The sequence below is a fragment of the Pseudomonas sp. M1 genome, assembly GCF_022760135.1.
GTDB lineage: Bacteria > Pseudomonadota > Gammaproteobacteria > Pseudomonadales > Pseudomonadaceae > Pseudomonas > Pseudomonas citronellolis.
Window position 1 is genome coordinate 1463348 of record NZ_CP094343.1, and the last position, 19150, is coordinate 1482497.

At 68.4% G+C, this 19150-nt stretch carries 20 protein-coding genes; 9 read left to right on the plus strand and 11 right to left on the minus strand.

The features are described 5' to 3' along the window. Positions 1 to 195: 195 nt before the first annotated feature. From lepA to pdxJ, 7 genes are all read left to right on the plus strand, one after another. A complete protein-coding gene (gene lepA, locus PM1_RS06525; RefSeq protein WP_009616447.1) occupies positions 196 to 1995 on the plus strand; it encodes a translation elongation factor 4 in 1800 nt (599 codons plus the stop codon). 5 nt (positions 1996 to 2000) lie between these two features. Beyond that, positions 2001 to 2855, plus strand: coding sequence for a signal peptidase I (gene lepB, locus PM1_RS06530; RefSeq protein ID WP_009616449.1), 855 nt, complete (start codon positions 2001 to 2003; stop codon positions 2853 to 2855). A 138-nt stretch (positions 2856 to 2993) separates the two neighbouring features. Beyond that, positions 2994 to 3371 (plus strand): DUF4845 domain-containing protein, encoded by a 378-nt coding sequence (locus PM1_RS06535; RefSeq protein ID WP_009616451.1) that lies wholly within the window; start codon positions 2994 to 2996, stop codon positions 3369 to 3371. Continuing rightward, the gene (rnc, locus tag PM1_RS06540; RefSeq protein ID WP_009616452.1) at positions 3368 to 4057 is read left to right on the plus strand and encodes a ribonuclease III; all 690 of its coding nucleotides are present in this window, start codon (positions 3368 to 3370) and stop codon (positions 4055 to 4057) included. Before PM1_RS06535 ends, rnc begins: the two co-directional genes overlap by 4 nt. Continuing rightward, positions 4050 to 4958, plus strand: a complete 909-nt coding sequence (gene era / locus PM1_RS06545) for a GTPase Era (RefSeq protein WP_009616454.1) — start codon at positions 4050 to 4052, stop codon at positions 4956 to 4958. Before rnc ends, era begins: the two co-directional genes overlap by 8 nt. 52 nt (positions 4959 to 5010) lie before the next feature. After that, on the plus strand, positions 5011 to 5715 hold the full coding sequence (gene recO / locus PM1_RS06550; RefSeq protein ID WP_009616456.1) for a DNA repair protein RecO: 705 nt from the start codon (positions 5011 to 5013) through the stop codon (positions 5713 to 5715). Further along, positions 5708 to 6451, plus strand: coding sequence for a pyridoxine 5'-phosphate synthase (gene pdxJ / locus PM1_RS06555; protein WP_009616458.1), 744 nt, complete (start codon positions 5708 to 5710; stop codon positions 6449 to 6451). Before recO ends, pdxJ begins: the two co-directional genes overlap by 8 nt. 350 nt (positions 6452 to 6801) lie before the next feature. On the opposite strand, the gene cmoB is transcribed toward pdxJ, so the two are convergent. The 8 genes from cmoB to PM1_RS06595 all read right to left on the minus strand — a co-directional run bounded on the left by cmoB (position 6802) and on the right by PM1_RS06595 (position 15246). Then, positions 6802 to 7770 carry a tRNA 5-methoxyuridine(34)/uridine 5-oxyacetic acid(34) synthase CmoB gene (gene cmoB, locus PM1_RS06560; RefSeq protein WP_009616460.1) on the minus strand — a complete coding sequence of 323 codons (969 nt, stop codon included), beginning with the start codon at positions 7768 to 7770 and terminating at the stop codon, positions 6802 to 6804. Beyond that, entirely contained in the window at positions 7767 to 8507 is a 741-nt protein-coding gene (gene cmoA, locus PM1_RS06565; protein ID WP_009616462.1) for a carboxy-S-adenosyl-L-methionine synthase CmoA, read from the minus strand. Before cmoA ends, cmoB begins: the two co-directional genes overlap by 4 nt. A gap of 116 nt (positions 8508 to 8623) precedes the next feature. Continuing rightward, complete coding sequence (locus PM1_RS06570; RefSeq protein WP_009616464.1) at positions 8624 to 9196, minus strand: hypothetical protein; 573 nt, start codon at positions 9194 to 9196, stop codon at positions 8624 to 8626. A gap of 86 nt (positions 9197 to 9282) precedes the next feature. Next, positions 9283 to 10032, minus strand: a complete 750-nt coding sequence (locus PM1_RS06575) for a substrate-binding periplasmic protein (protein ID WP_009616466.1) — start codon at positions 10030 to 10032, stop codon at positions 9283 to 9285. 7 nt (positions 10033 to 10039) lie between these two features. Beyond that, the gene (locus tag PM1_RS06580) at positions 10040 to 10702 is read right to left on the minus strand and encodes a lysoplasmalogenase (protein ID WP_009616468.1); all 663 of its coding nucleotides are present in this window, start codon (positions 10700 to 10702) and stop codon (positions 10040 to 10042) included. 97 nt (positions 10703 to 10799) lie between these two features. Further along, positions 10800 to 11195, minus strand: coding sequence for a protease inhibitor I42 family protein (locus PM1_RS06585; protein ID WP_009616470.1), 396 nt, complete (start codon positions 11193 to 11195; stop codon positions 10800 to 10802). Positions 11196 to 11984: 789 nt separating this feature from the next. Next, complete coding sequence (gene lon / locus PM1_RS06590; protein ID WP_009616472.1) at positions 11985 to 14384, minus strand: endopeptidase La; 2400 nt, start codon at positions 14382 to 14384, stop codon at positions 11985 to 11987. 55 nt (positions 14385 to 14439) lie between these two features. After that, positions 14440 to 15246, minus strand: coding sequence for an AraC family transcriptional regulator (locus PM1_RS06595; protein WP_009616474.1), 807 nt, complete (start codon positions 15244 to 15246; stop codon positions 14440 to 14442). A gap of 81 nt (positions 15247 to 15327) precedes the next feature. Between PM1_RS06595 and PM1_RS06600 the strand changes: the two genes are divergently transcribed. Next, a complete protein-coding gene (locus PM1_RS06600; protein WP_009616476.1) occupies positions 15328 to 16218 on the plus strand; it encodes an ATP-binding protein in 891 nt (296 codons plus the stop codon). Positions 16219 to 16285: 67 nt separating this feature from the next. Then, entirely contained in the window at positions 16286 to 17035 is a 750-nt protein-coding gene (locus PM1_RS06605) for an AraC family transcriptional regulator (RefSeq protein WP_009616479.1), read from the plus strand. 10 nt (positions 17036 to 17045) lie between these two features. Here PM1_RS06605 and PM1_RS06610 read toward each other — a convergent pair whose 3' ends face one another. From PM1_RS06610 to PM1_RS06620, 3 genes are read right to left on the minus strand one after another with little or no spacing between them, the layout of a single operon-like run. Next, positions 17046 to 17354, minus strand: a complete 309-nt coding sequence (locus PM1_RS06610) for a hypothetical protein (RefSeq protein ID WP_009616481.1) — start codon at positions 17352 to 17354, stop codon at positions 17046 to 17048. Beyond that, on the minus strand, positions 17351 to 17881 hold the full coding sequence (locus PM1_RS06615) for a hypothetical protein (RefSeq protein ID WP_009616483.1): 531 nt from the start codon (positions 17879 to 17881) through the stop codon (positions 17351 to 17353). Before PM1_RS06615 ends, PM1_RS06610 begins: the two co-directional genes overlap by 4 nt. Before the next feature lie 5 nt (positions 17882 to 17886). Further along, the gene (locus PM1_RS06620) at positions 17887 to 19056 is read right to left on the minus strand and encodes a PepSY-associated TM helix domain-containing protein (RefSeq protein WP_009616485.1); all 1170 of its coding nucleotides are present in this window, start codon (positions 19054 to 19056) and stop codon (positions 17887 to 17889) included. Between the last annotated feature and the right edge of the window lie 94 nt (positions 19057 to 19150).

The window sequence follows — 19150 nt, forward strand, 5'->3', positions numbered from 1 at the left end:
GGAGGACACTAGGGCCCTGGGTGGGGTGGGAAAATCCTACGTTGGATGCGGGCGCATCGTACGAACGTACTGGATGGCGGCCGCTGGGCGTCGGCAGCGCTGCGGCGCAGGGTGACGCCTGGCTGCGGATTCAGGTAAACTCCCCGGCTATTTTTCGGCGGATCGCCGCCTTCAGCCTTCCGAGTGTGTCAAGCCGTGAGTGACCTGAGTCATATCCGCAACTTCTCCATCATCGCCCACATCGACCATGGCAAGTCGACCCTGGCCGACCGCTTCATCCAGATGTGCGGTGGTCTGTCCGACCGCGAGATGGAAGCGCAGGTCCTCGACTCCATGGACCTGGAGCGCGAGCGGGGCATCACCATCAAGGCCCACAGCGTCACCCTGTACTACAAGGCCAAGGACGGTAAGACCTACCAACTGAACTTCATCGACACCCCCGGCCACGTCGACTTCACCTACGAAGTCAGCCGCTCCCTGGCCGCCTGCGAGGGCGCGCTGCTGGTGGTGGACGCCGGCCAGGGCGTCGAGGCGCAGTCGGTGGCCAACTGCTACACCGCCATCGAGCAGGGCCTGGAAGTCATGCCCGTGCTGAACAAGATGGACCTGCCGCAGGCCGACCCGGACCGCGTGAAGGACGAGATCGAGAGCATCATCGGCATCGACGCCACCGACGCCGTGGCCTGCTCGGCGAAGAGCGGCATGGGCGTGGACGAGGTGCTCGAGCGCCTGGTGCAGACCATCCCGGCGCCCGAGGGCGAGATCGAGGCGCCGCTGCAGGCGCTGATCATCGACTCCTGGTTCGACAACTACCTGGGCGTGGTCTCGCTGGTGCGCGTCAAGCACGGCCGCGTCAAGAAGGGCGACAAGATCCTGGTGAAGTCCACCGGCAAGCTGCACCAGGTGGACAGCGTCGGCGTGTTCTCGCCCAAGCACACCGAGACGCCGGACCTCAAGGCCGGCGAAGTGGGCTTCATCATCGCCGGCATCAAGGACATCCACGGTGCGCCCGTGGGCGACACCCTGACCCTCAGCACCACCCCCGACGTGGCCGTGCTGCCCGGCTTCAAGCGCATCAAGCCGCAGGTCTACGCCGGCCTGTTCCCGGTCAGCTCCGACGACTTCGAGGACTTCCGCGAAGCCCTGCAGAAGCTGACGCTGAACGACGCCGCCCTGCAGTACGAGCCGGAAAGCTCCGAGGCCCTGGGCTTCGGCTTCCGCATCGGCTTCCTCGGCATGCTGCACATGGAGATCATCCAGGAGCGCCTGGAGCGCGAATACGACCTGGACCTGATCACCACGGCGCCCACCGTAATCTTCGAGATCGTGCAGAAGAACGGCGACATCCTCTATGTCGACAACCCGTCCAAGCTGCCCGACCTTTCGTCCATCGACGAGATGCGCGAGCCCATCTGCCGGGCCACCATCCTTGTGCCTCAGGAGCACCTGGGCAACGTCATTACCCTGTGCATCGAGAAACGCGGTGTGCAGCGTGACATGCACTTCCTCAGCGGCCAGGTCCAGGTGATCTACGACCTGCCGATGAACGAAGTGGTGCTGGACTTCTTCGACCGTCTGAAGTCGACCAGCCGCGGCTACGCCTCGCTGGACTACAGCTTCGACCGCTTCGAGCCGGCCAACCTGGTCCGTCTCGACGTGCTGATCAACGGCGAGAAGGTGGACGCCCTCGCCCTGATCGTCCACCGCGACAACGCTCCCTACAAGGGGCGCCAACTGGTGGAGAAGATGAAGGAACTGATCCCGCGTCAGATGTTCGACGTCGCGATTCAGGCGGCCATCGGCGGGCAGATCATCGCCCGCTCGACGGTCAAGGCGCTCAGGAAGAACGTGCTGGCCAAGTGCTATGGTGGTGATGTGAGCCGTAAGCGCAAGCTGCTGGAGAAGCAGAAGGCCGGTAAGAAAAGGATGAAGCAGGTCGGTAGCGTGGAGATTCCCCAGGAAGCCTTCCTCGCCGTGCTCAAAGTGGACAGTTAGATTCTATGACGCTGAATTTCCCGCTGTTGCTGGTGATCGCCGTCGCCCTGTGCGGCGCCCTGGCCCTGGTCGACCTGGTGCTCTTCGCGCCGCGCCGCCGGGCCGCCATTTCCGCCTACCAGGGCTCGGTCACCGAGCCCGATCCGGAAGTGCTGGACAAGCTGAACAAGGAACCCGTGCTGATCGAGTACGGCAAGTCCTTCTTCCCGGTGCTGTTCATCGTGCTGGTGCTGCGGTCCTTCCTGGTCGAGCCGTTCCAGATCCCCTCCGGCTCGATGAAGCCCACCCTCGAGGTCGGCGACTTCATCCTGGTCAACAAGTTCGCCTATGGCATCCGCCTGCCGGTGCTGGATGCCAAGGTGATCCCGGTCGGCGACCCGCAGCGCGGCGACGTCATGGTGTTCCGCTACCCCAGCGACCCGAACATCAACTACATCAAGCGCGTGGTCGGCGTGCCGGGCGACCGCATCCGCTACACCAGCGACAAGCGCCTGTACGTCAATGACCAACTGGTGGCGGAGCAACTGATCGGCGAGGAGCCGGGCAGCCTGGGCAGCGTGACCCTCTACCAGGAGAAGCTGGGCGAGGCCGAGCACCTGATCCGCAAGGAAATGACGCGCTACCGCGTGGAGCCGGGCAAGGAGTGGACGGTACCCGCCGGGCACTACTTCATGATGGGCGACAACCGCGACAACTCCAACGACAGCCGCTACTGGAACGATCCGAAGATCCCGAAGGAGCTGCTGGGCATGGTTCCGGACCGCAACATCGTCGGCAAGGCCTTCGCCGTGTGGATGAGCTGGCCGGACCCGAAACTGCGCAACCTGCCGAACTTCTCGCGGGTCGGCGTGATTCACTGAATGTGAGATGCGTCGAGCGCCGGCCGCCGGTCGGTGCTAGAACGAAGGGCGGGGCGGCACGCGGGGAGCGGGTCTGCCCCGCTTGCACTTGGAACCGCCGGTGGCGGGGGATGAGAACCATACCGACATGAGGTCAGCATGAAGTACGCAGGTTCGCAGAAGGGGATGTCGTTGCTGGGTTGGCTGGTGGTATTGGCCATTGTGGCCTTCCTGGCCAGTACCGCGTTCAAGATCATTCCGCACTACCTCGACTACTACGCCATCGAGAAGGCCATCAAATCGGTGGAAACCGACAAGGCGGCGGATGTGCGCAGCGTCCCGGAGTTCTACTCTTACGTGGACAAGGCGCTGACCATCAACAACATCCGCGACCTGAAGCTTGAGGACGCGCTGACCGTGGAACAGGACAACAACGAGTTCCGCGCGCACCTGAAGTATGAAAAACGCGAGCCGCTGATCGAGAACCTCGACCTGGTGGTCCACTTCGACAAAGAATTCCGTGTAAGAACGCCGTGAGCAATACCCTGGATCGACTCGAGCGCAAGCTCGGCTACACCTTCAAGGACCAGGACCTGATGGTCCTGGCCCTGACCCATCGCAGCTTCGCCGGGCGCAACAACGAGCGCCTGGAGTTCCTCGGTGACGCCATCCTCAACTTCGTCATCGGCGAAGCCCTGTTCAGCCACTTCCCGCAGGCCCGCGAGGGCCAGCTGTCGCGCCTGCGCGCACGGCTGGTCAAGGGCGAGACCCTGGCCCTGCTGGCCCGTGGCTTCGAGCTGGGCGACTACCTGCGCCTGGGCTCGGGTGAGCTCAAGAGCGGCGGTTTCCGCCGCGAGTCGATCCTCGCCGACGCCATGGAAGCGCTGATCGGCGCCATCTACCTGGACACCGGCATGGATTCCGCGCGCGAGCGCATCCTCGCCTGGCTCGGCCCGCAACTGCGCGAGCTGACCCCGGTGGACACCAACAAGGACCCCAAGACGCGCCTGCAGGAGTTCCTGCAGTCGCGCGCCTGCGAGCTGCCGCGCTACGACGTGGTGGACATCCAGGGCGAACCGCATTGCCGGACCTTCTTCGTCGAGTGCGAAGTGGCCCTGCTGAACGACAAGACCCACGGGCACGGCGGCAGCCGCCGCATCGCCGAGCAGGTGGCCGCCGCCGCCGCGCTGGTGGCCCTGGGCGTGGAGAATGGCCATGACTGAACAACACGACGACATCAGCCGCTGCGGCTACGTCGCCATCGTCGGCCGCCCCAACGTGGGCAAGTCGACGCTGCTCAACCACATCCTCGGGCAGAAGCTGGCCATCACCTCGCGCAAGCCGCAGACCACCCGCCACACCCTGCTCGGCATCAAGACCGAAGGCGCGGTGCAGGCGGTGTACGTCGACACCCCCGGCCTGCACAAGGACAACGACAAGGCGCTGAACCGCTACATGAACCGCTCCGCCAGCGCCGCGCTGAAGGACGTCGATGTGGTGATCTTCGTCGTCGACCGCCTGCGCTGGACCGACGAGGACCAGATGGTCCTGGACCGCGTGCAGCACGTCAGCTGCCCGGTGCTGATCGCGGTGAACAAGGTCGACCGCCTGGAAGACAAGGCCGAGCTGCTGCCGCACCTGCAATGGCTCACCGAGCAGTTGCCCAAGGCCGAAGTGGTGCCGATCTCCGCCCAGCACGGGCAGAACCTCGAGCTGCTGGAAAAACTGGTGGCCGAGCGCCTGCCGGAAAGCGAGCACTTCTTCCCCGAAGACCAGATCACCGACCGCAGCAGCCGCTTCCTCGCCGCCGAACTGGTGCGCGAGAAGATCATGCGCCAGCTCGGCGCCGAGCTGCCCTACCAGATCACCGTGGAGATCGAGGAGTTCAAGCAGGAGGGCGCCGTGCTGCACATTCACGCGCTGATCCTGGTGGAACGCGAAGGGCAGAAGAAGATCATCATCGGCGACAAGGGCGAGCGCATCAAAAGCATCGGCCAGAGCGCGCGCAAGGACATGGAAGTGCTGTTCGACTCTAAGGTCATGCTCAACCTCTGGGTCAAGGTGAAGGGCGGCTGGTCCGACGACGAACGCGCCCTGCGCTCGCTCGGCTACGGCGACCTCTGACACCCACCCGCGCGGCCCGCTCCAACGGGCCGCCTGAAGGCCGCACCCGCGCATGAGCCTCGTCAGCGTTCCCCTGCCGACCTTCATCCTGCACAGCCGCCCGTACAAGGAAACCAGCGCGCTGGTGGACTTCTTCACCCCCGAAGGCCGCCTGCGCGCGGTGTTGCGCGGCGCGCGCGGCAAGTCCGGGGCGCTGGCGCGGCCGTTCGTGCCGCTGGAGGCGGAGTTTCGCGGCCGCGGCGAGCTGAAGAACGTCAGCCGCCTGGAGGCTGCCGGCATTCCCAACCTGCTGGCCGGCGAGGCGCTGTTCAGCGGCCTCTACCTCAACGAATTGCTGATTCGTGTGCTGCCGGCCGAGGTCGCCCATCCCGGGTTGTTCGAGCACTATCGCGCGACCCTGCCGGCGCTGGCCGCCGGACGCCCGCTGGAGCCCTTGCTGCGCGCTTTCGAATGGCGGCTGCTGGACGAGCTGGGCTATGGTTTCGCCCTCGATCGCGATATTGTCGGACAAGATATCGTCCCCGGCGGCCTCTACCGCCTGCTGCCCGACGCCGGCCTGGAGCCGGTGGGCGGCTTCCAGCCGGGCCTGTTCCACGGCGCCGACCTGCTGGCCATGGCCGAGGCCGACTGGAGCGCCCCCGGCGCCCTGGCCGCGGCCAAGCGCCTGATGCGCCAGGCCCTGGCGCCGCACCTCGGCGGCCGACCGCTGGTCAGCCGCGAACTCTTCATGAATCGCAAGGAACCTCCCCGTGACTGAAGCCAACCGCATCCTCCTCGGCGTCAACATCGACCATGTCGCGACCCTGCGCCAGGCCCGCGGCACCCGCTACCCGGACCCGGTGAAAGCGGCGCTGGACGCCGAGGAAGCCGGCGCCGACGGCATCACCGTGCACCTGCGCGAGGACCGCCGGCACATCCAGGACCGCGACGTGCGTGTGCTCGCCGAGGTGCTGCAGACGCGCATGAACTTCGAGATGGGCGTGACCGAGGAGATGCTGGCCTTCGCCGAGGCGATCCGCCCGGCCCACGTCTGCCTGGTCCCGGAAACCCGCCAGGAACTGACCACCGAGGGCGGCCTGGACGTGGCCGGCCAGGAGGCGCGCATCCACGCCGCGGTGCAGCGCCTGGCCGCCGCCGGCTGCGAGGTGTCGCTGTTCATCGACGCCGACCCGCGGCAGATCGAAGCCTCCGCCCGCGTCGGCGCGCCGGCCATCGAACTGCACACCGGGCGCTACGCCGACGCCCACGGCGCGGCGGAAACCGCGCTGGAACTGGCGCGCATCCGCGACGGCGTGGAGGCTGGCCTGTCCCACGGGCTGATCGTCAACGCCGGCCACGGCCTGCACTACCACAACGTAGAGGCAGTGGCGGCGATCGCCGGCATCAACGAACTGAACATCGGCCACGCCCTGGTGGCCCACGCGCTGTTCGTCGGCTTCAAGCAGGCGGTGGCGGAGATGAAGGCGCTGATCGTGGCGGCTGCCAAGCGCTGAGCCCCAGGGGTTCCGGGCGCGGCTCCGGCGTTGGCGGAGGCGGCGGTGTATCGGCGTATAACCGCGAGCGGTTATACGCCCTACGCCGAGGCTGCTTTTCGTAGGATGGCGTTGAGCGAAGCGATACCCATCAGCGCAACCTCCGGCGTTGGCGGAGGCGGCGGTGTATCGGCGTATAACCGCGAACGGTTATACGCCCTGCGCCGAGGCTGCTTTTCGTAGGATGGCGTTGAGCGAAGCGATACCCATCACCGCAACCGCATGGGTATCGCAAGCTCAACCCATCCTACGAAAAGCCGTACTTCCTGGAACCGTAGGAGCGGCCCTGCCCGCGATTCGCGTGCGCAGGCCTAGGGCTTGCGCGCCACCAGGGTGGCGCGCAGCGGCGCCGGCAGGCCTTCGATGGTGCGGCTGGGGTCGTGCGGGTCGAGGAATTCCGGCAGCGACTGGTAGCGCATCCACTGGGTGGAACGCTGTTCCTCCACCGTGGTGCGGCTCTGGTCGACGCAGCGCACATCCGTGAAGCCGGCGCGGCGCAGCCACAGTTCCAGGGCCGCCACCGAGGGTAGGAACCAGACGTTGCGCATCTGCGCGTAGCGGTCCTCCGGCACCAGCACCGTGGTGACGTCGCCCTCCACCACCAGGGTTTCCAGCACCAGTTCGCCGCCGCGGCGCAGGCAGTCCTTGAGCGCGTAGAGGTGGTCGATGGGCGAGCGGCGGTGGTAGAGCACGCCCATGGAGAACAGGGTGTCGAAGCCTTCCAGGCTCGAAGGCAGCTCCTCCAGGGTGAGCGGCAGGTGCCAGGCGGGCAGCTCCGGCAGGTAGCGCTTCATCGCCAGGAACTGGCAGAAGAACAGCCAGTTCGGGTCCACCCCCACCACGCTGCGGGCGCCGGCGCCGAGCATGCGCCACTGGTAGTAGCCGTTGCCGCAGCCGACGTCGAGGATGCGCTTGCCGGCCAGGTCCAGGTGCGGCGAGACGCGCTCCCATTTCCAGTCCGAACGCCACTCGGTATCGATGTGCACGCCGAACACGTCGAAGGGCCCCTTGCGCCAGGGGATCAGCCCTTGCAGGGCCGTCTTCAGTTCGGCTCGGGTGGCCTCGTCGCAGGCGCCTTCCAGAGCGAAGCAGCGGGCCAGCTCGACGCTTTCGGCGCGCAGTCCGGGCAACTGGTCGACGGCGGCCAGCCAGCGTTCCAGGTCGCCGTGGCCGTCCGCCACCTTGGCCGCGAGCTGCGCGGCGAGGGATTCGCTCCAGGCTTGCAGGGGCGTGCCGGCCAGTTCCCGGCGCAGGCCGTCGAGGGCGAAGCGTTCGATCATGGCAGGGCGACCAGCGAGGCGAAGTTCAGGCACTGGAACCAGGGCACCACCTTGGAGAAACCGGCCCGGGCCAGGCGCTCGCGGTGCTCGTCCAGGGTGTCCGGGCGCATCACGTTCTCGATGGCGGTGCGCTTCTGGGCGATCTCCAGCTCGCTGTAGCCGTTGGCGCGCTTGAAGTCCAGGTGCAGCTCGTTCAGCAGCTCCTGCTCGGCGTCGTCGCTGAAGCGCAGCTTCTCCGAGAGGATGAGCGCGCCACCGGGCAGCAGGGCCTGGCGGATGCGCTGCAGCAACTCCAGGCGCTTGCCCGGCTCGATGAACTGCAGGGTGAAGTTCATGGCCACCAGCGAGCAGCTCTGGAAGTCCATGGCCAGGATGTCCGCCTCCAGCAGGTCCGCCGGCAGCAGTTCCTGGTACATGGCGTCCTGGGCGCTGAGGTACTCGCGGCAGCGCGCCAGCATGGCGGCGGAATTGTCCACGCCCAGCACCTTGCAGCCGTCGGCCCTGACGTGGCGGCGCAGCGCCTGGGTCACCGCGCCCAGCGAGCAGCCCAGGTCGTAGATCAGGCTGTGCGGCTGGGCGAAGCGCGCGCCGAGCACGCCGATGTTCTCGACGATGGTCGGGTAGCCCGGCACCGAGCGCTTGATCATGTCCGGGAAGACGCGCGCCACGTCCTCGTTGAAGGTGAAGTCGGCGACGTGTTCCAGGGGTTGGGCGAAGATGCGGTCAGACTCGCTCACGCGGTGGGGCCTCGGTACGGTGGTGCGGACGGCCGGCGCCAGTCTCGGGCGCCGGGGTGCGCATTGTAGCCGAGCGGGGCGCGGCGCCCCAACCTCCGGGCGACGAGCCCGGCGCCTCACTTGAGCTTGTCGGAGAAGTACTCGCCGGCGCCCTGCAGCGGGCCCAGGGGGTTCTTCTTGTCTTCCACGCGGCGGATGTTCGGTTCGCCGTTGCTGACCTTGTGCACCACCACGTCGTCGATCAGCACGAACACCGGGCGGAACGACCAGCCCTGGACCTGGCGGCGTTTGCGGAAGTTGAACATGTCGGCCCAGAAGCTGCCGATGCGCTGACTGTCGGTCTTGTTGAAGTCGAAGGAATAGCCGATGCAGCGGTCCTTGGCCTGCAGGCAGGTCACCAGGCCGTCGGGCAGGTAGTCGATGGGGATGTTCGGCTGCACGAAGAGCAGGCGCACGTCGATGAACGAGAGCATCTTGGCGTTGCCCTGGGTCAGCGGGTCGAAGCCCAGGCTGAGCAGTTGCGAGCGCGTGGTCCGGCCCGGCACCACCTGTTCGTAGCGGTGCTCGGCGTCCTGGTAGTCGATGAAGGGGGACTGCACCTCGGCGCGTTCGCTGGGCAGCAGGCTGCCGCACGCGCCAAGCATCAGACAGGTTCCAAGCATCCCCAGCAAACGGACTTCAGCACGCATGAAACCTCTCCATTCGATACTCCCTGGTATTTGATCTATAGACGATGACGGCAGCGCCTGCCGGACTTTTCTACAGGGCGAATGTGTCAGTCGACAGAGACCAGGTACTCGCGCATCAGCGGTGCCCAGGCGTCGCCTTCGCGCAGCCTGCGCAGGCCCTCGTCGAGCTGCGCCAGGCGTGCGTCGGCGTTCTTCAGGTGTGGGCTCAGGGCCACGTACATCGGCCGCGGGCTGGGCAGCTCGCCGGCGCTGCGGACCTGCCCGGCAAGGCCCTGGCGCTGAAGGTAGCGGTCGACGATGCGGCGGTCCTCGACCACCACGTCGACGCGGCCGAGCAGCAGCTTCTGCAGGTTGCGTTCGAGCACGCGCTCGCCGCTGAGGACCTGAACCCGCTCGTGGTCGTCCAGGTTGCGGTCGCGCCAGGCGTCCAGTTGCTCGCCGTAGGAATAGCCCTGCGCCAGGCCGACGGCGAGCCCGTCGAGGGAGGCCGGGTCGCGGTAGCGCCAGTCGCTGTCGGCGCGGGTGTAGAAATGCATGTCGGCCCAGGCGATGGGTTCGCGGCCGATCAGCAGCCCCTGGCTTTCCTCCGCGTAGGCGCCGATCACCCCGTCGATCAGGCCTTCGCGGGCCATCTGCAGGGCCCGCGACCAGGGCAGGTTCTCGAACTGCGGCGGCTCGGGCAGGGCCTGGCCCAGGCCTTCGAGCAGGTAGCCGGGTTTCTCCGGCGTCTGCGGGCACAGGTAGGGGCACCAGTCGTCGCCGCCCAGGCGCAGCGGCTCGGCGGTGGCGCCCAAGGCTGCCGCGCAGCACAGGGCGGTGAGGGTGGCGCGCAGCATGTCGTCCTCAGGCGAGGGGGTTCGCCTGCGAGTATGGCAGAGGCGTATGGCGCGCACTAACCGAGGCGGCGATGCCCAGTTGGCCGAGCCAGTAGCTGAGCATGATGGCGTAGCTAGAACCGGCGAAGGGCGAGACGAAGCGGTTGATGCCGATCATGCCGTCGGAGATCACGAACAGCAGCGCGCCGGCGGCGGCCAGGCGAGCGCTGGGCGAGGCCTGCGGCAGCCGGGCCAGGGCGCGCCAGAGCATGCAGGCGATCACCAGGCTGTACGCCGCGATGGGCAGGCGCAGCGGGCCCAGGCCCTGGCGGTCGAGCAGCAGGAACAGCCCGCCGCCCAGCGCCGCGGCGCAGGCCAGGGCCAGCGGGGCGGGGCGCCTCGTCTCGCCCAGGTAGGCGGCGAGGTAGGCCAGGTGAGCGAGGAGGAAGGCGCACAGGCCGGGCACGAAGGCGTTGAGCGGCCATTCCAGCAGCACGTCGCCGAGCAGCGATAGCGCCAGGCCCAGGGTGATCCAGCGGCGGTAGGCTGTGGCGGGTTCGCGGCTCACCCAGCCCAGCAGGGCGATGATCGGCAGCGGCTTGCAGAGCATGCGCAGCCAGGGCAGGTCGAGGGCGATGCCGAGCAGGTAGGCGAGGCCGGCGAGGACGGCCAGGGGGAGCAGCCAGCGCATCTGTCGATTCTCCGCAGCAGGGTGCGTCGACTGTGCCGCAGCCGTCGCCGCCGCCCCAGGCCGCGGGCGTCAGATCGGGTGGTATTTGGCGCCGCGTTCAGTACGCCTTGAGCGCGCAGTCGAAGGTGCGCTCGGGGGCGACGTCGGCCTCCCAGGGGCGGCGGTAGGCCAGTTGCAGGTGGTCCTCGCCGCTGGCGGTGACGCGGAAGCGCCAGGTGGACTCGCCGGCGCTGCCGACCAGGCCGCTGTCCTCGGGGTTGTTGTAGACCTCCGGGCCCAGGCTGGCCAGCACGTGGCTGGCGGGGTTGCGCAGTTCCCAGCGGAAACCGGTGGTGGGGTTGCTCGGCAGCATCAGCACCAGTTCCTGGCCCTGGTGCAGTTCCAGGGGCTTGCAGGGCTTGTCGTCTTCCAGGCTGACCACGGGCTTGGGTTGGCTGGCGCAGGCGGCGAGCAACAGCAGGGGCAGGGCGAGCAGGGGGCGGGGCGACGGCATGACGACTCCTCGGGCTGGGTCCGGACAGGCGGGAGGATATCGCAAAGGTCCGGTGCGGTGGGGCCATACGTCCCCAAGGAACGGCATGGGTGAGATGCTCTTCGCAGGAGCGAGCCGTGTCAGCCTGCAGCTCGCGCCGGGATGGCCGGCCATCGCGGACAAGGTCCGCTTACGGGGGAATGCCGTGCCTTCGGGCAACCTGTAAGCGGGCCCTGCCCGCGATTTCGCGCGCAGGGCGCGCTCCTACATGGGAATGGTGTAGGTGGGGCGGCGTAGGAGCGGATCCCATCCGCGAATCGCGCCGGGACGTCCGGCTATCGCGGACAAGGTCCGCTACGGGGGAATGCCGTGCCTCGGGGCAACCTGTAGCGGGCCCTGCCCGCGATTTCGCGCGCAGGGCGCGCTCCTACATGGGAATGGTGTAGGTGGCGCGGCGTAGGAGCGGATTCCATCCGCGAATCGCGCCGGGACGTCCGGCTATCGCGGACAAGGTCCGCCTACGGGTAGGAATGTCATGCCTCGGGGCAACCTGTAGCGGGCCCTGCCCGCGATTTCGCGCGCAGGGCGCGCTCCTACATGGGAATGGTGTAGGTGGGGCGGCGTAGGAGCGGATCTCATCCGCGAATCGCGCCGATAGTTCCGGCGATCGCGGACAAGGTCCTACACCCTCCGGCAAACACAACACCCCGTAGGATGGTGTTGAGCGAAGCGATACCCATCACCAGTGTCCGATGGGTATCGCTTCGCTCAACCCATCCTACGAAGAGCGTTCCGGCGCAGCGCTGGCCCTCAGGCCGGGAACAGCACCTTGGCCACGTCGCTGTAGCGCTTGGCGAAGTGCACCGTCAGGCCTTCCTTGAGGTAGTCCGGCAGTTCCTCGAAGTCGCCGCGGTTGGCTTCGGGCAGGATCAGCTCGTGGATCTTCTGCCGGCGCGCCGCGATCACCTTTTCGCGCACCCCGCCGATGGGCAGCACCTGGCCGGTGAGGGTCAGCTCGCCGGTCATGGCCACGCCCTTCTTCGGCGCCTGGTTGCGCGCCAGGGACAGCAGGGCGCTGGCCATGGTGACGCCGGCGCTGGGGCCGTCCTTGGGCGTGGCGCCCTCGGGCACGTGCAGGTGGACGAAGGCCTGGTCGAAGAAGTTGGCGTCGCCGCCGTACTTCTTCAGGTTGGCGGTGATGTAGCTGTAGGCGATTTCCGCCGACTCCTTCATCACGTCACCCAGTTGCCCGGTCAGCTTGAAGCCGCGGTTCAGCGTGTGGATGCGCGTCGCCTCGATGGGCAGGGTGGCGCCGCCCATGCTGGTCCAGGCCAGGCCGGTGATGACGCCGATGCCGGAGAGCAGCTGCTCGGTGCGGAACACCGGCATGCCGAGGTAGCTCTCCAGGTCCTTGGCGCCGATCTTCAGCTTGGCCTCGGGGTCTTCCAGCAGCTTGACCACGGCCTTGCGCACCAGCTTGCCGAGCTGTTTCTCCAGCTGCCGCACCCCGGCCTCGCGGGCGTAGCCCTCGATCACCGCGCGCAGGGCGGCGTCGTTGATCGACAGCCGCTCCTTCGGCACCCCGGCCTTCTCCAGCTGCTTGGGCCACAGGTGGCGCTTGGCGATGGCCAGCTTCTCCTCGGCGATGTAGCCGGACAGGCGGATGACCTCCATGCGGTCGAGCAGCGGCCCGGGGATGGAGTCCAGGGTGTTGGCCGTGCAGACGAACAGTACCTTGGACAGGTCCAGGCGCAGGTCCAGGTAGTGGTCGAGGAATTCCACGTTCTGTTCCGGGTCCAGCGTCTCCAGCAGCGCCGAGGCCGGGTCGCCCTGGTAGCTGGCGCCGAGCTTGTCGATCTCGTCGAGCATGATCACCGGGTTCATCACCTCGACGTCCTTCAGCGCCTGCACCAGCTTGCCTGGCAGGGCGCCGATGTAGGTGCGGCGGTGGCCCTTGATCTCCGCCTCGTCGCGCATGCCGCCGACGCTGAAGCGGTAGAACGGCCGGCCGAGGCTCTCGGCGATGGACTTGCCGATGCTGGTCTTGCCCACCCCGGGCGGGCCCACCAGCAGCACGATGGAGCCGGCTATCTCGCCCTTGAAGGCGCCCACGGCGAGGAATTCGAGGATGCGGTCCTTGACGTCTTCGAGGCCGGCGTGGTGCTTGTCCAGCACCTTGCGCGCGTGGGGCAGGCTGAGCTTGTCCTTGCCCAGCACGCCCCAGGGCACCGCGGTGGCCCAGTCCAGGTAGTTGCGGGTGACCGCGTATTCCGGCGAGCCGGTCTCCAGGATCGACAGCTTGTTCAGCTCCTCGTCGATGCGCTTCTTCGCCTGCTCGGGGAGGATCTTGCCTTCCAGGCGGGCGCGGAACTCGTCGGCGTCGGCGCTCCTGTCGTCCTTGGTGATGCCCAGCTCCTGCTGGATGGTCTTGAGCTGCTCCTTGAGGAAGAACTCGCGCTGGCGCTCGCCGATCTTGCGGTTGACCTCGGCCGACAGCTCCTTCTGCAGGCGCGCGACTTCCACCTCCTTGCGCAGCAGCGGCAGGACCTTCTCCATGCGCTTGAGCATCGGCACCGTGTCCAGCACCTCCTGCAGCTCGTTGCCGGGCGCGGTGGTCAGGGCCGCGGCGAAGTCGGTGAGCGGCGAGGGGTCGTTGGGGTTGAAGCGGTTCAGGTAGTTCTTCAGCTCCTCGCTGTACAGCGGGTTGAGCGGCAGCAACTCCTTGATCGCGTTGATCAGCGCCATGCCGTAGGCCTTGACCTCGTCGCTGGAGTCGCTGGGCGTGTGCGGGTAGTCCACCTCGACCAGGAACGGCGGGCGGTGGCGCTTGATCCAGCCGCGGATGCGCACCCGCGCCAGGCCCTGGGCGACGAACTGCAGCTTGCCGCCTTCGCGGCTGGCATGGTGCACGCGCACCAGGGTGCCGTGCTCGGGCAGGCTGTCCGGGTCGAAGTGGCGCGGATCGTCCGGCGGGTTGTCCATGAAGAACAGCGCCAGGCTGTGGTGGTCGGTCTTGGCCACCAGCTCCAGGGTTTCCGCCCAGGGCTCCTCGTTGACGATCACCGGCAGCACCTGCGCGGGGAAGAACGGGCGGTTGTGGATCGGGATGACGTAGACGGTGGTCGGCAGCTTCTGGCCGGGCAGCACCAGGCCGGTCCCGGTGACCTCCTCGGCGCTGTGGATATCGTGAATCTCGTCTTGGTCGCTCATGAGGCACCTGACTGATTGAACATGACAGTCTAGATGGGGAATCGGCCCGCGACTTTCAATTCCCCGACGAGCGCGGCCTGTTGCCGGAGGTTTCCCGCGGCGGGCGCAGGAAGTCGCTGGGCGGGCGGCCGAACTGGCGGCTGAACATGGCGCTGAAGGCGCTGGGCGTGGAGTAGCCGACCTCCAGCGCCGCCTCCAGCACGCTGGCGCCGCTGCCCAGCAGTTCCAGGGCGCGCAGCAGCCGGGCCTGCTGGCGCCACTGGCCGAAGGTCAGCCCGGTGTCGCGCAGGAACCAGCGGCGCACCGTCTTGGCGTCGACCTTGGCCCGCGCGGCCCAGTCCTCCAGCCCGGCGTCCAGGCCCATGTCCCGGCACAGCCGGCGCAGGCGCGGCTCGTTGGGCAGCGGTAAGTGCAGGGGCAGCGCTGGCTCGCTGGTCAGCTCGTCGAGCAGCAGGCGCAGCACGCGGCCGTCGCGGCTGTCCGCCGGAACCTCGCCGGCGATGCCGACGGCGGCCAGGATCAGCTCGCGCAGCAGCGGCGAGATGGCCAGCACCGTGCACGCGGTGGGCAGGTGCGGCGCGCTGTCCGGCTCGATGTAGAGGGTACGCACGCGCACCTCGCCGACCATCCGCGTCCAGTGCTCGACGCCGGCGGGAACCCACAGGCCACGGTTGTCCGGCACCACCCAGAGGCCGCCGGCAGTGCCCACCACCAGCACCCCGCGCACCGCATAGAGCAGTTGCGCGCGCTGGTGGCTGTGGCTGGGCACCTGGTGGCCGTCGGCGTAGTCCAGGGCGACGGCGGTCACCGGGCCGGTGGCGTGCTGGTCGCCGTGAATGGAAGGAATGTCCGCTTCTCGCATTTCATCGCCCATTTTGCGTTAGACGGCCAGTCTCGCCCGTTACTAGCATGCTCGCCAATCCCCTCGCGCCCGGTTTTTCCCATGTCCGATTTCGCCACTGCCCTGCAACCGCTCACCGAACAGCTCACCCGCATCGCCGACCTGCTGCAGCGCAACCTGCCGCCGCAGCCGGCCCAGGCGCTGCAGCCGGAAGTGATCGCCTACCTCTGGGAATACCGCCCCCACGCCGGGGTGGCCCAGGCGCAACTGACGCCGGTGCGCGAGCCGGCGCTGATCGCCTTCGACGACCTGCGCAACGTCGAGCGGCAGAAGGCGCTGATCGAGCGCAACACCCGCCAGTTCGTGCAGGGCCGCCCGGCCAACAACGCGCTGCTCACCGGCGCCCGCGGCACCGGCAAGAGTTCGCTGGTGAAGGCCTGCCTGCACGCCTTCCACGCCGAGGGCCTGCGCCTGATCGAGGTGGACAAGGAGCACCTGGGCGACCTGCCGCAGATCATCGAGCTGGTCCGCCAGCGCCCGGAGCGCTTCATCCTGTTCTGCGACGACCTCTCCTTCGAGGACGGCGAGACCGGCTACAAGGGCCTGAAGACGGTGCTCGACGGCTCGGTGGCGGGGCAGGCCGGCAACGTGCTGATCTACGCCACCTCCAACCGCCGCCACCTGCTGGCCGAGCGCGCCGCCGACAACCTGGCCTTCTCCCGCGGCGAGAACGGCGAGCTGCACCCGGGCGAGGCGGTGGAAGAGAAGGTCTCGCTGTCCGAACGTTTCGGCCTGTGGATTTCCTTCTATGCCTTCAGCCAGGACGAATACCTGGAGGCGGTGGCGCGCTGGCTGCAGTCCCACGGCCTGGGCGAGGAGGCCATCGAGGCCAGCCGCGCCGAGGCGATCCGCTGGGCGACCCACCGCGGTTCGCGCTCCGGACGCATCGCCGCGCAGTTCGCCCGCGACTACGCCGGGCGCCACGCCGGCTGACCGGCGCGGCTGGGCAGGGCCGCGCAACTTCGCTAGAGTGCGGGAAAGCCACGCACGCCTCCTGCCGATGTTGCACGCACGCCTCGCTCGCCTGCCCGAGCAGTCCCACGCCCACGACCACGAACATCACCAACTGGTGATGGCCCTGGCCGGCCGCGCCGAGTTCGAGGTCGACGGGCGCGGCGGCGAGGTCTGCCGCATGCGCGCCTGCCTGGTGCCGGGCGATGCCCGGCACGCCTTCGCCGGCACGGGCGACAACCGCATGCTGATCCTCGACCTGCAGGCGCCAGGCGTGGCGGACGAGGACCGCGAGCTGCTGGCGCGGCTGTTCGAGGCGCCGCGCTACCCGACGCTGGATGCCGACTTCCAGAACCTGCTCAGCTACGCCGGCGCGGAACTGGCGCGCTACGGCAGCGACCCGCTGCTGGCCAGGGCGCTGGGCGGCGTGCTGCTGCGCGCCCTGCACCTGCGCCTGTTCGGCGAGACGCCCCGGCCGCCCACCGGCCCGCTGGACATGCAGCGCCTGGACGGGCACATCCGCAGCCACCTGGCGCGGCGCATCACGGTGGCCGAACTGGCCCAGGTGGCCTGCCTGAGCCCCAGCCACTTCCACGCCCAGTTCAAGGACAGCGTCGGCCTGACGCCGCACCAGTACCTGCTCAAGCAGCGCCTGGACGCCGCCGCGCGCCTGCTGCGCGAGACCGACCTGGCGCTGGTGCGGGTGGCGGAAGAGTGCGGTTTCTCCAGCCAGAGCGCCCTGACCACGGCGATGCGCCGCTACCTGGGTCTCACCCCCGGGGCGCTGCGCCGCGGTTGAGCCGGCCGCCTCAGGGGCCGGTGATGTCGCGGGAGTCGACCTCGGCGCGGTAGCCGGGGCCGACGTCGAAGAGCACGAAGTAGGGCACTGCCGGGCGCTGGAAGGTCAGGCTGGAGTCGGCGCCCAGGCGTTCTTCCAGCAGCGTCTGGCCGTCATGGCCGAGGACCCGCAGCTTCACGCCCTGCGCCTGGCTGCCGTCGCTGAAGCCGCCCAGGCAGCGGATGCGCTCGGCGTCCAGGGCCTTGCATTCGAGGAAGGGCGCGTGGGCCATTGCCTGCGGGGCGAGGCCCAGCAGGAGGAGGGGAAGCAGGGCTTTCATCGGGACGCTCCTTGGCGGTCGAGCCAGGCCACCAGCGACGGGGAGGCCTCGGCGAGGGGCAGGCTGGCCTGGTGCACGCTGCCGTCCCAGGCTTCGACGGTCAGCCACAGCTGGTCGTCGGCGCGGGCGCGTGGCGGTACCGCCACCTCGGTGAACTGCTGGTACGGGCTGCCGCTGAGCAGCGCGCCGGGGGCGCTCAGGCTGTAGGGCCGGCCGATGCGCAGGTAGGCCGCGCGGATGCGCTGCTCGCAGCCCTGGCACCAGGCCAGGGTGAAGGCCTTGAGGTGGCCGGCGCGGCCTTCGTCCTCGGGGTCGCCGACTTCCCATTCGGCCAGGCGCGCGTGCCAGGGGCCGACCTGCAGTTCGCCGACCTCGCGTTCGCCCAGGCCGGTGAGGCCGCGGTCGACGCGGGCGTCGTGGAGGAACGCCGGCAGGTAGCCGAGGGGGATCAGCACCAGCAGGGCGCTGAGGTGGAAGCGCCAGCGCAGCCACTGGCGGCGCAAGCGCGAAGGTTGACGGGCGGGCATGGCGTTCACTCCGTGAGGGCCGCGGTGCGCTGCGGGGCGCGTTGCTTCTTCAGTTGCTTGGCGGTGGCCAGCAGGGTGCGCTTGCTCCAGATCTGCAGGCCGCTGAGCACCATCAGGCTGAGCAGCAGGCCGAAGGCGAACCAGATCAGTTTCACCCAGAGCCCGCCGAAGTCGCCCACGTGCAGCGGGCGCATGGATTCGCTGAAGAACTCCAGGCCGCTGCGGTCGCCCAGGCGCCGGGTGGCGGCCAGGCTGCCGTCGTAGGGGTTGACCTTGGCGCGCTCGAACAGCAGCGGGAACCAGCCGTGGCCGAGCAGGCCGATGGGCGCGAAGGCGTCGCCCGGCAGCGTCAGGTAGCGCGGCTCGAAGCCGGGAATCTCGCGCTGCGCGACGGCCACCGCCTGGTCCAGGCCGATGCGCGGCGGCGGCCCGCCGTCGACGCCCGGCGGCACCTGCTCGGGCTGGATGATGGCCGGCACGCCCTCGCTGGAGATGGAAATGGCGTTGTCGTAGAGCACCGCCTGGACCAGGAACCAGGTGCCGCTGACGGCGATCACCGCGATGAACCAGATCGACCAGATGCCGGTCAGGCGGTGGAAGTCGCCCCAGAAGATGCGCGCGCCCTGGTTCAGGCGCAGGCGCGGGGCGAGGAAGCCGCGCCAGAAGCGCTTGTAGACCACCAGCCCGGTGACCAGCGAGGCCAGCATCGGCAGGCCCAGCAGCGTCACCAGGTACCAGCCCCAGCTGTAGCCGTGGCTGAAGGGCACCAGCCACCAGCCGTGCAGGGCGCGGGTGAAGTTGCGGAAGTCGAACAGCGGCGCCTCGCCCTGGATGGCGCCGCTGTACGGGTTGACGTAGAGGGTGGCGTTGCGCGCGTCCGGGTAGCTGACCTGGGCTTCTATGGCGAAGTGCCTTTCGCTCGGCACGTGCAGGCCTTGCACATGGGCCTGCGGCTGCTGGCGCTGGACCGCGGCCAGCAGGGCGTCGTAGCCCAGACGCTGAGCGTCGCCGGGCGGCGCGTTGGCGCGGATGGCCGGGTTGGCCAGCCAGACGATCTCCTGGCTGACGGTGGCCAGGGTGCCGGTGATGCACACCAGGAAGACGAAGAACCAGATGGGCAAGGCCAGCCAGCTGTGGATCAGGAACCAGTTCCTGGCACGGGATTTCTTGGACATGGGAGCTTCAGGCTTCACGCAGTGAGGAGGCGGCGATGCCGCCGGGGCCCCGCCATTGGCCGGGGATTCTATGGATAAGGACGGATGAGACGGA

Excerpts from the sequence above, each read along its gene's own strand:
- lepB (WP_009616449.1), top strand. The coding sequence starts at position 2,001 with ATGACGCTGAATTTCCCGCTGTTGCTGGTGATCGCCGTCGCCCTGTGC.
- PM1_RS06535 (WP_009616451.1), top strand. The coding sequence starts at position 2,994 with ATGAAGTACGCAGGTTCGCAGAAGGGGATGTCGTTGCTGGGTTGGCTG.
- era (WP_009616454.1), top strand. The coding sequence starts at position 4,050 with ATGACTGAACAACACGACGACATCAGCCGCTGCGGCTACGTCGCCATC.
- recO (WP_009616456.1), top strand. The coding sequence starts at position 5,011 with ATGAGCCTCGTCAGCGTTCCCCTGCCGACCTTCATCCTGCACAGCCGC.
- cmoB (WP_009616460.1), bottom strand. The coding sequence starts at position 7,770 with ATGATCGAACGCTTCGCCCTCGACGGCCTGCGCCGGGAACTGGCCGGC.
- PM1_RS06570 (WP_009616464.1), bottom strand. The coding sequence starts at position 9,196 with ATGCGTGCTGAAGTCCGTTTGCTGGGGATGCTTGGAACCTGTCTGATG.
- PM1_RS06575 (WP_009616466.1), bottom strand. The coding sequence starts at position 10,032 with ATGCTGCGCGCCACCCTCACCGCCCTGTGCTGCGCGGCAGCCTTGGGC.
- PM1_RS06580 (WP_009616468.1), bottom strand. The coding sequence starts at position 10,702 with ATGCGCTGGCTGCTCCCCCTGGCCGTCCTCGCCGGCCTCGCCTACCTG.
- PM1_RS06585 (WP_009616470.1), bottom strand. The coding sequence starts at position 11,195 with ATGCCGTCGCCCCGCCCCCTGCTCGCCCTGCCCCTGCTGTTGCTCGCC.
- lon (WP_009616472.1), bottom strand. The coding sequence starts at position 14,384 with ATGAGCGACCAAGACGAGATTCACGATATCCACAGCGCCGAGGAGGTC.
- PM1_RS06595 (WP_009616474.1), bottom strand. The coding sequence starts at position 15,246 with ATGCGAGAAGCGGACATTCCTTCCATTCACGGCGACCAGCACGCCACC.
- PM1_RS06600 (WP_009616476.1), top strand. The coding sequence starts at position 15,328 with ATGTCCGATTTCGCCACTGCCCTGCAACCGCTCACCGAACAGCTCACC.
- PM1_RS06605 (WP_009616479.1), top strand. The coding sequence starts at position 16,286 with ATGTTGCACGCACGCCTCGCTCGCCTGCCCGAGCAGTCCCACGCCCAC.
- PM1_RS06610 (WP_009616481.1), bottom strand. The coding sequence starts at position 17,354 with ATGAAAGCCCTGCTTCCCCTCCTCCTGCTGGGCCTCGCCCCGCAGGCA.
- PM1_RS06615 (WP_009616483.1), bottom strand. The coding sequence starts at position 17,881 with ATGCCCGCCCGTCAACCTTCGCGCTTGCGCCGCCAGTGGCTGCGCTGG.
- PM1_RS06620 (WP_009616485.1), bottom strand. The coding sequence starts at position 19,056 with ATGTCCAAGAAATCCCGTGCCAGGAACTGGTTCCTGATCCACAGCTGG.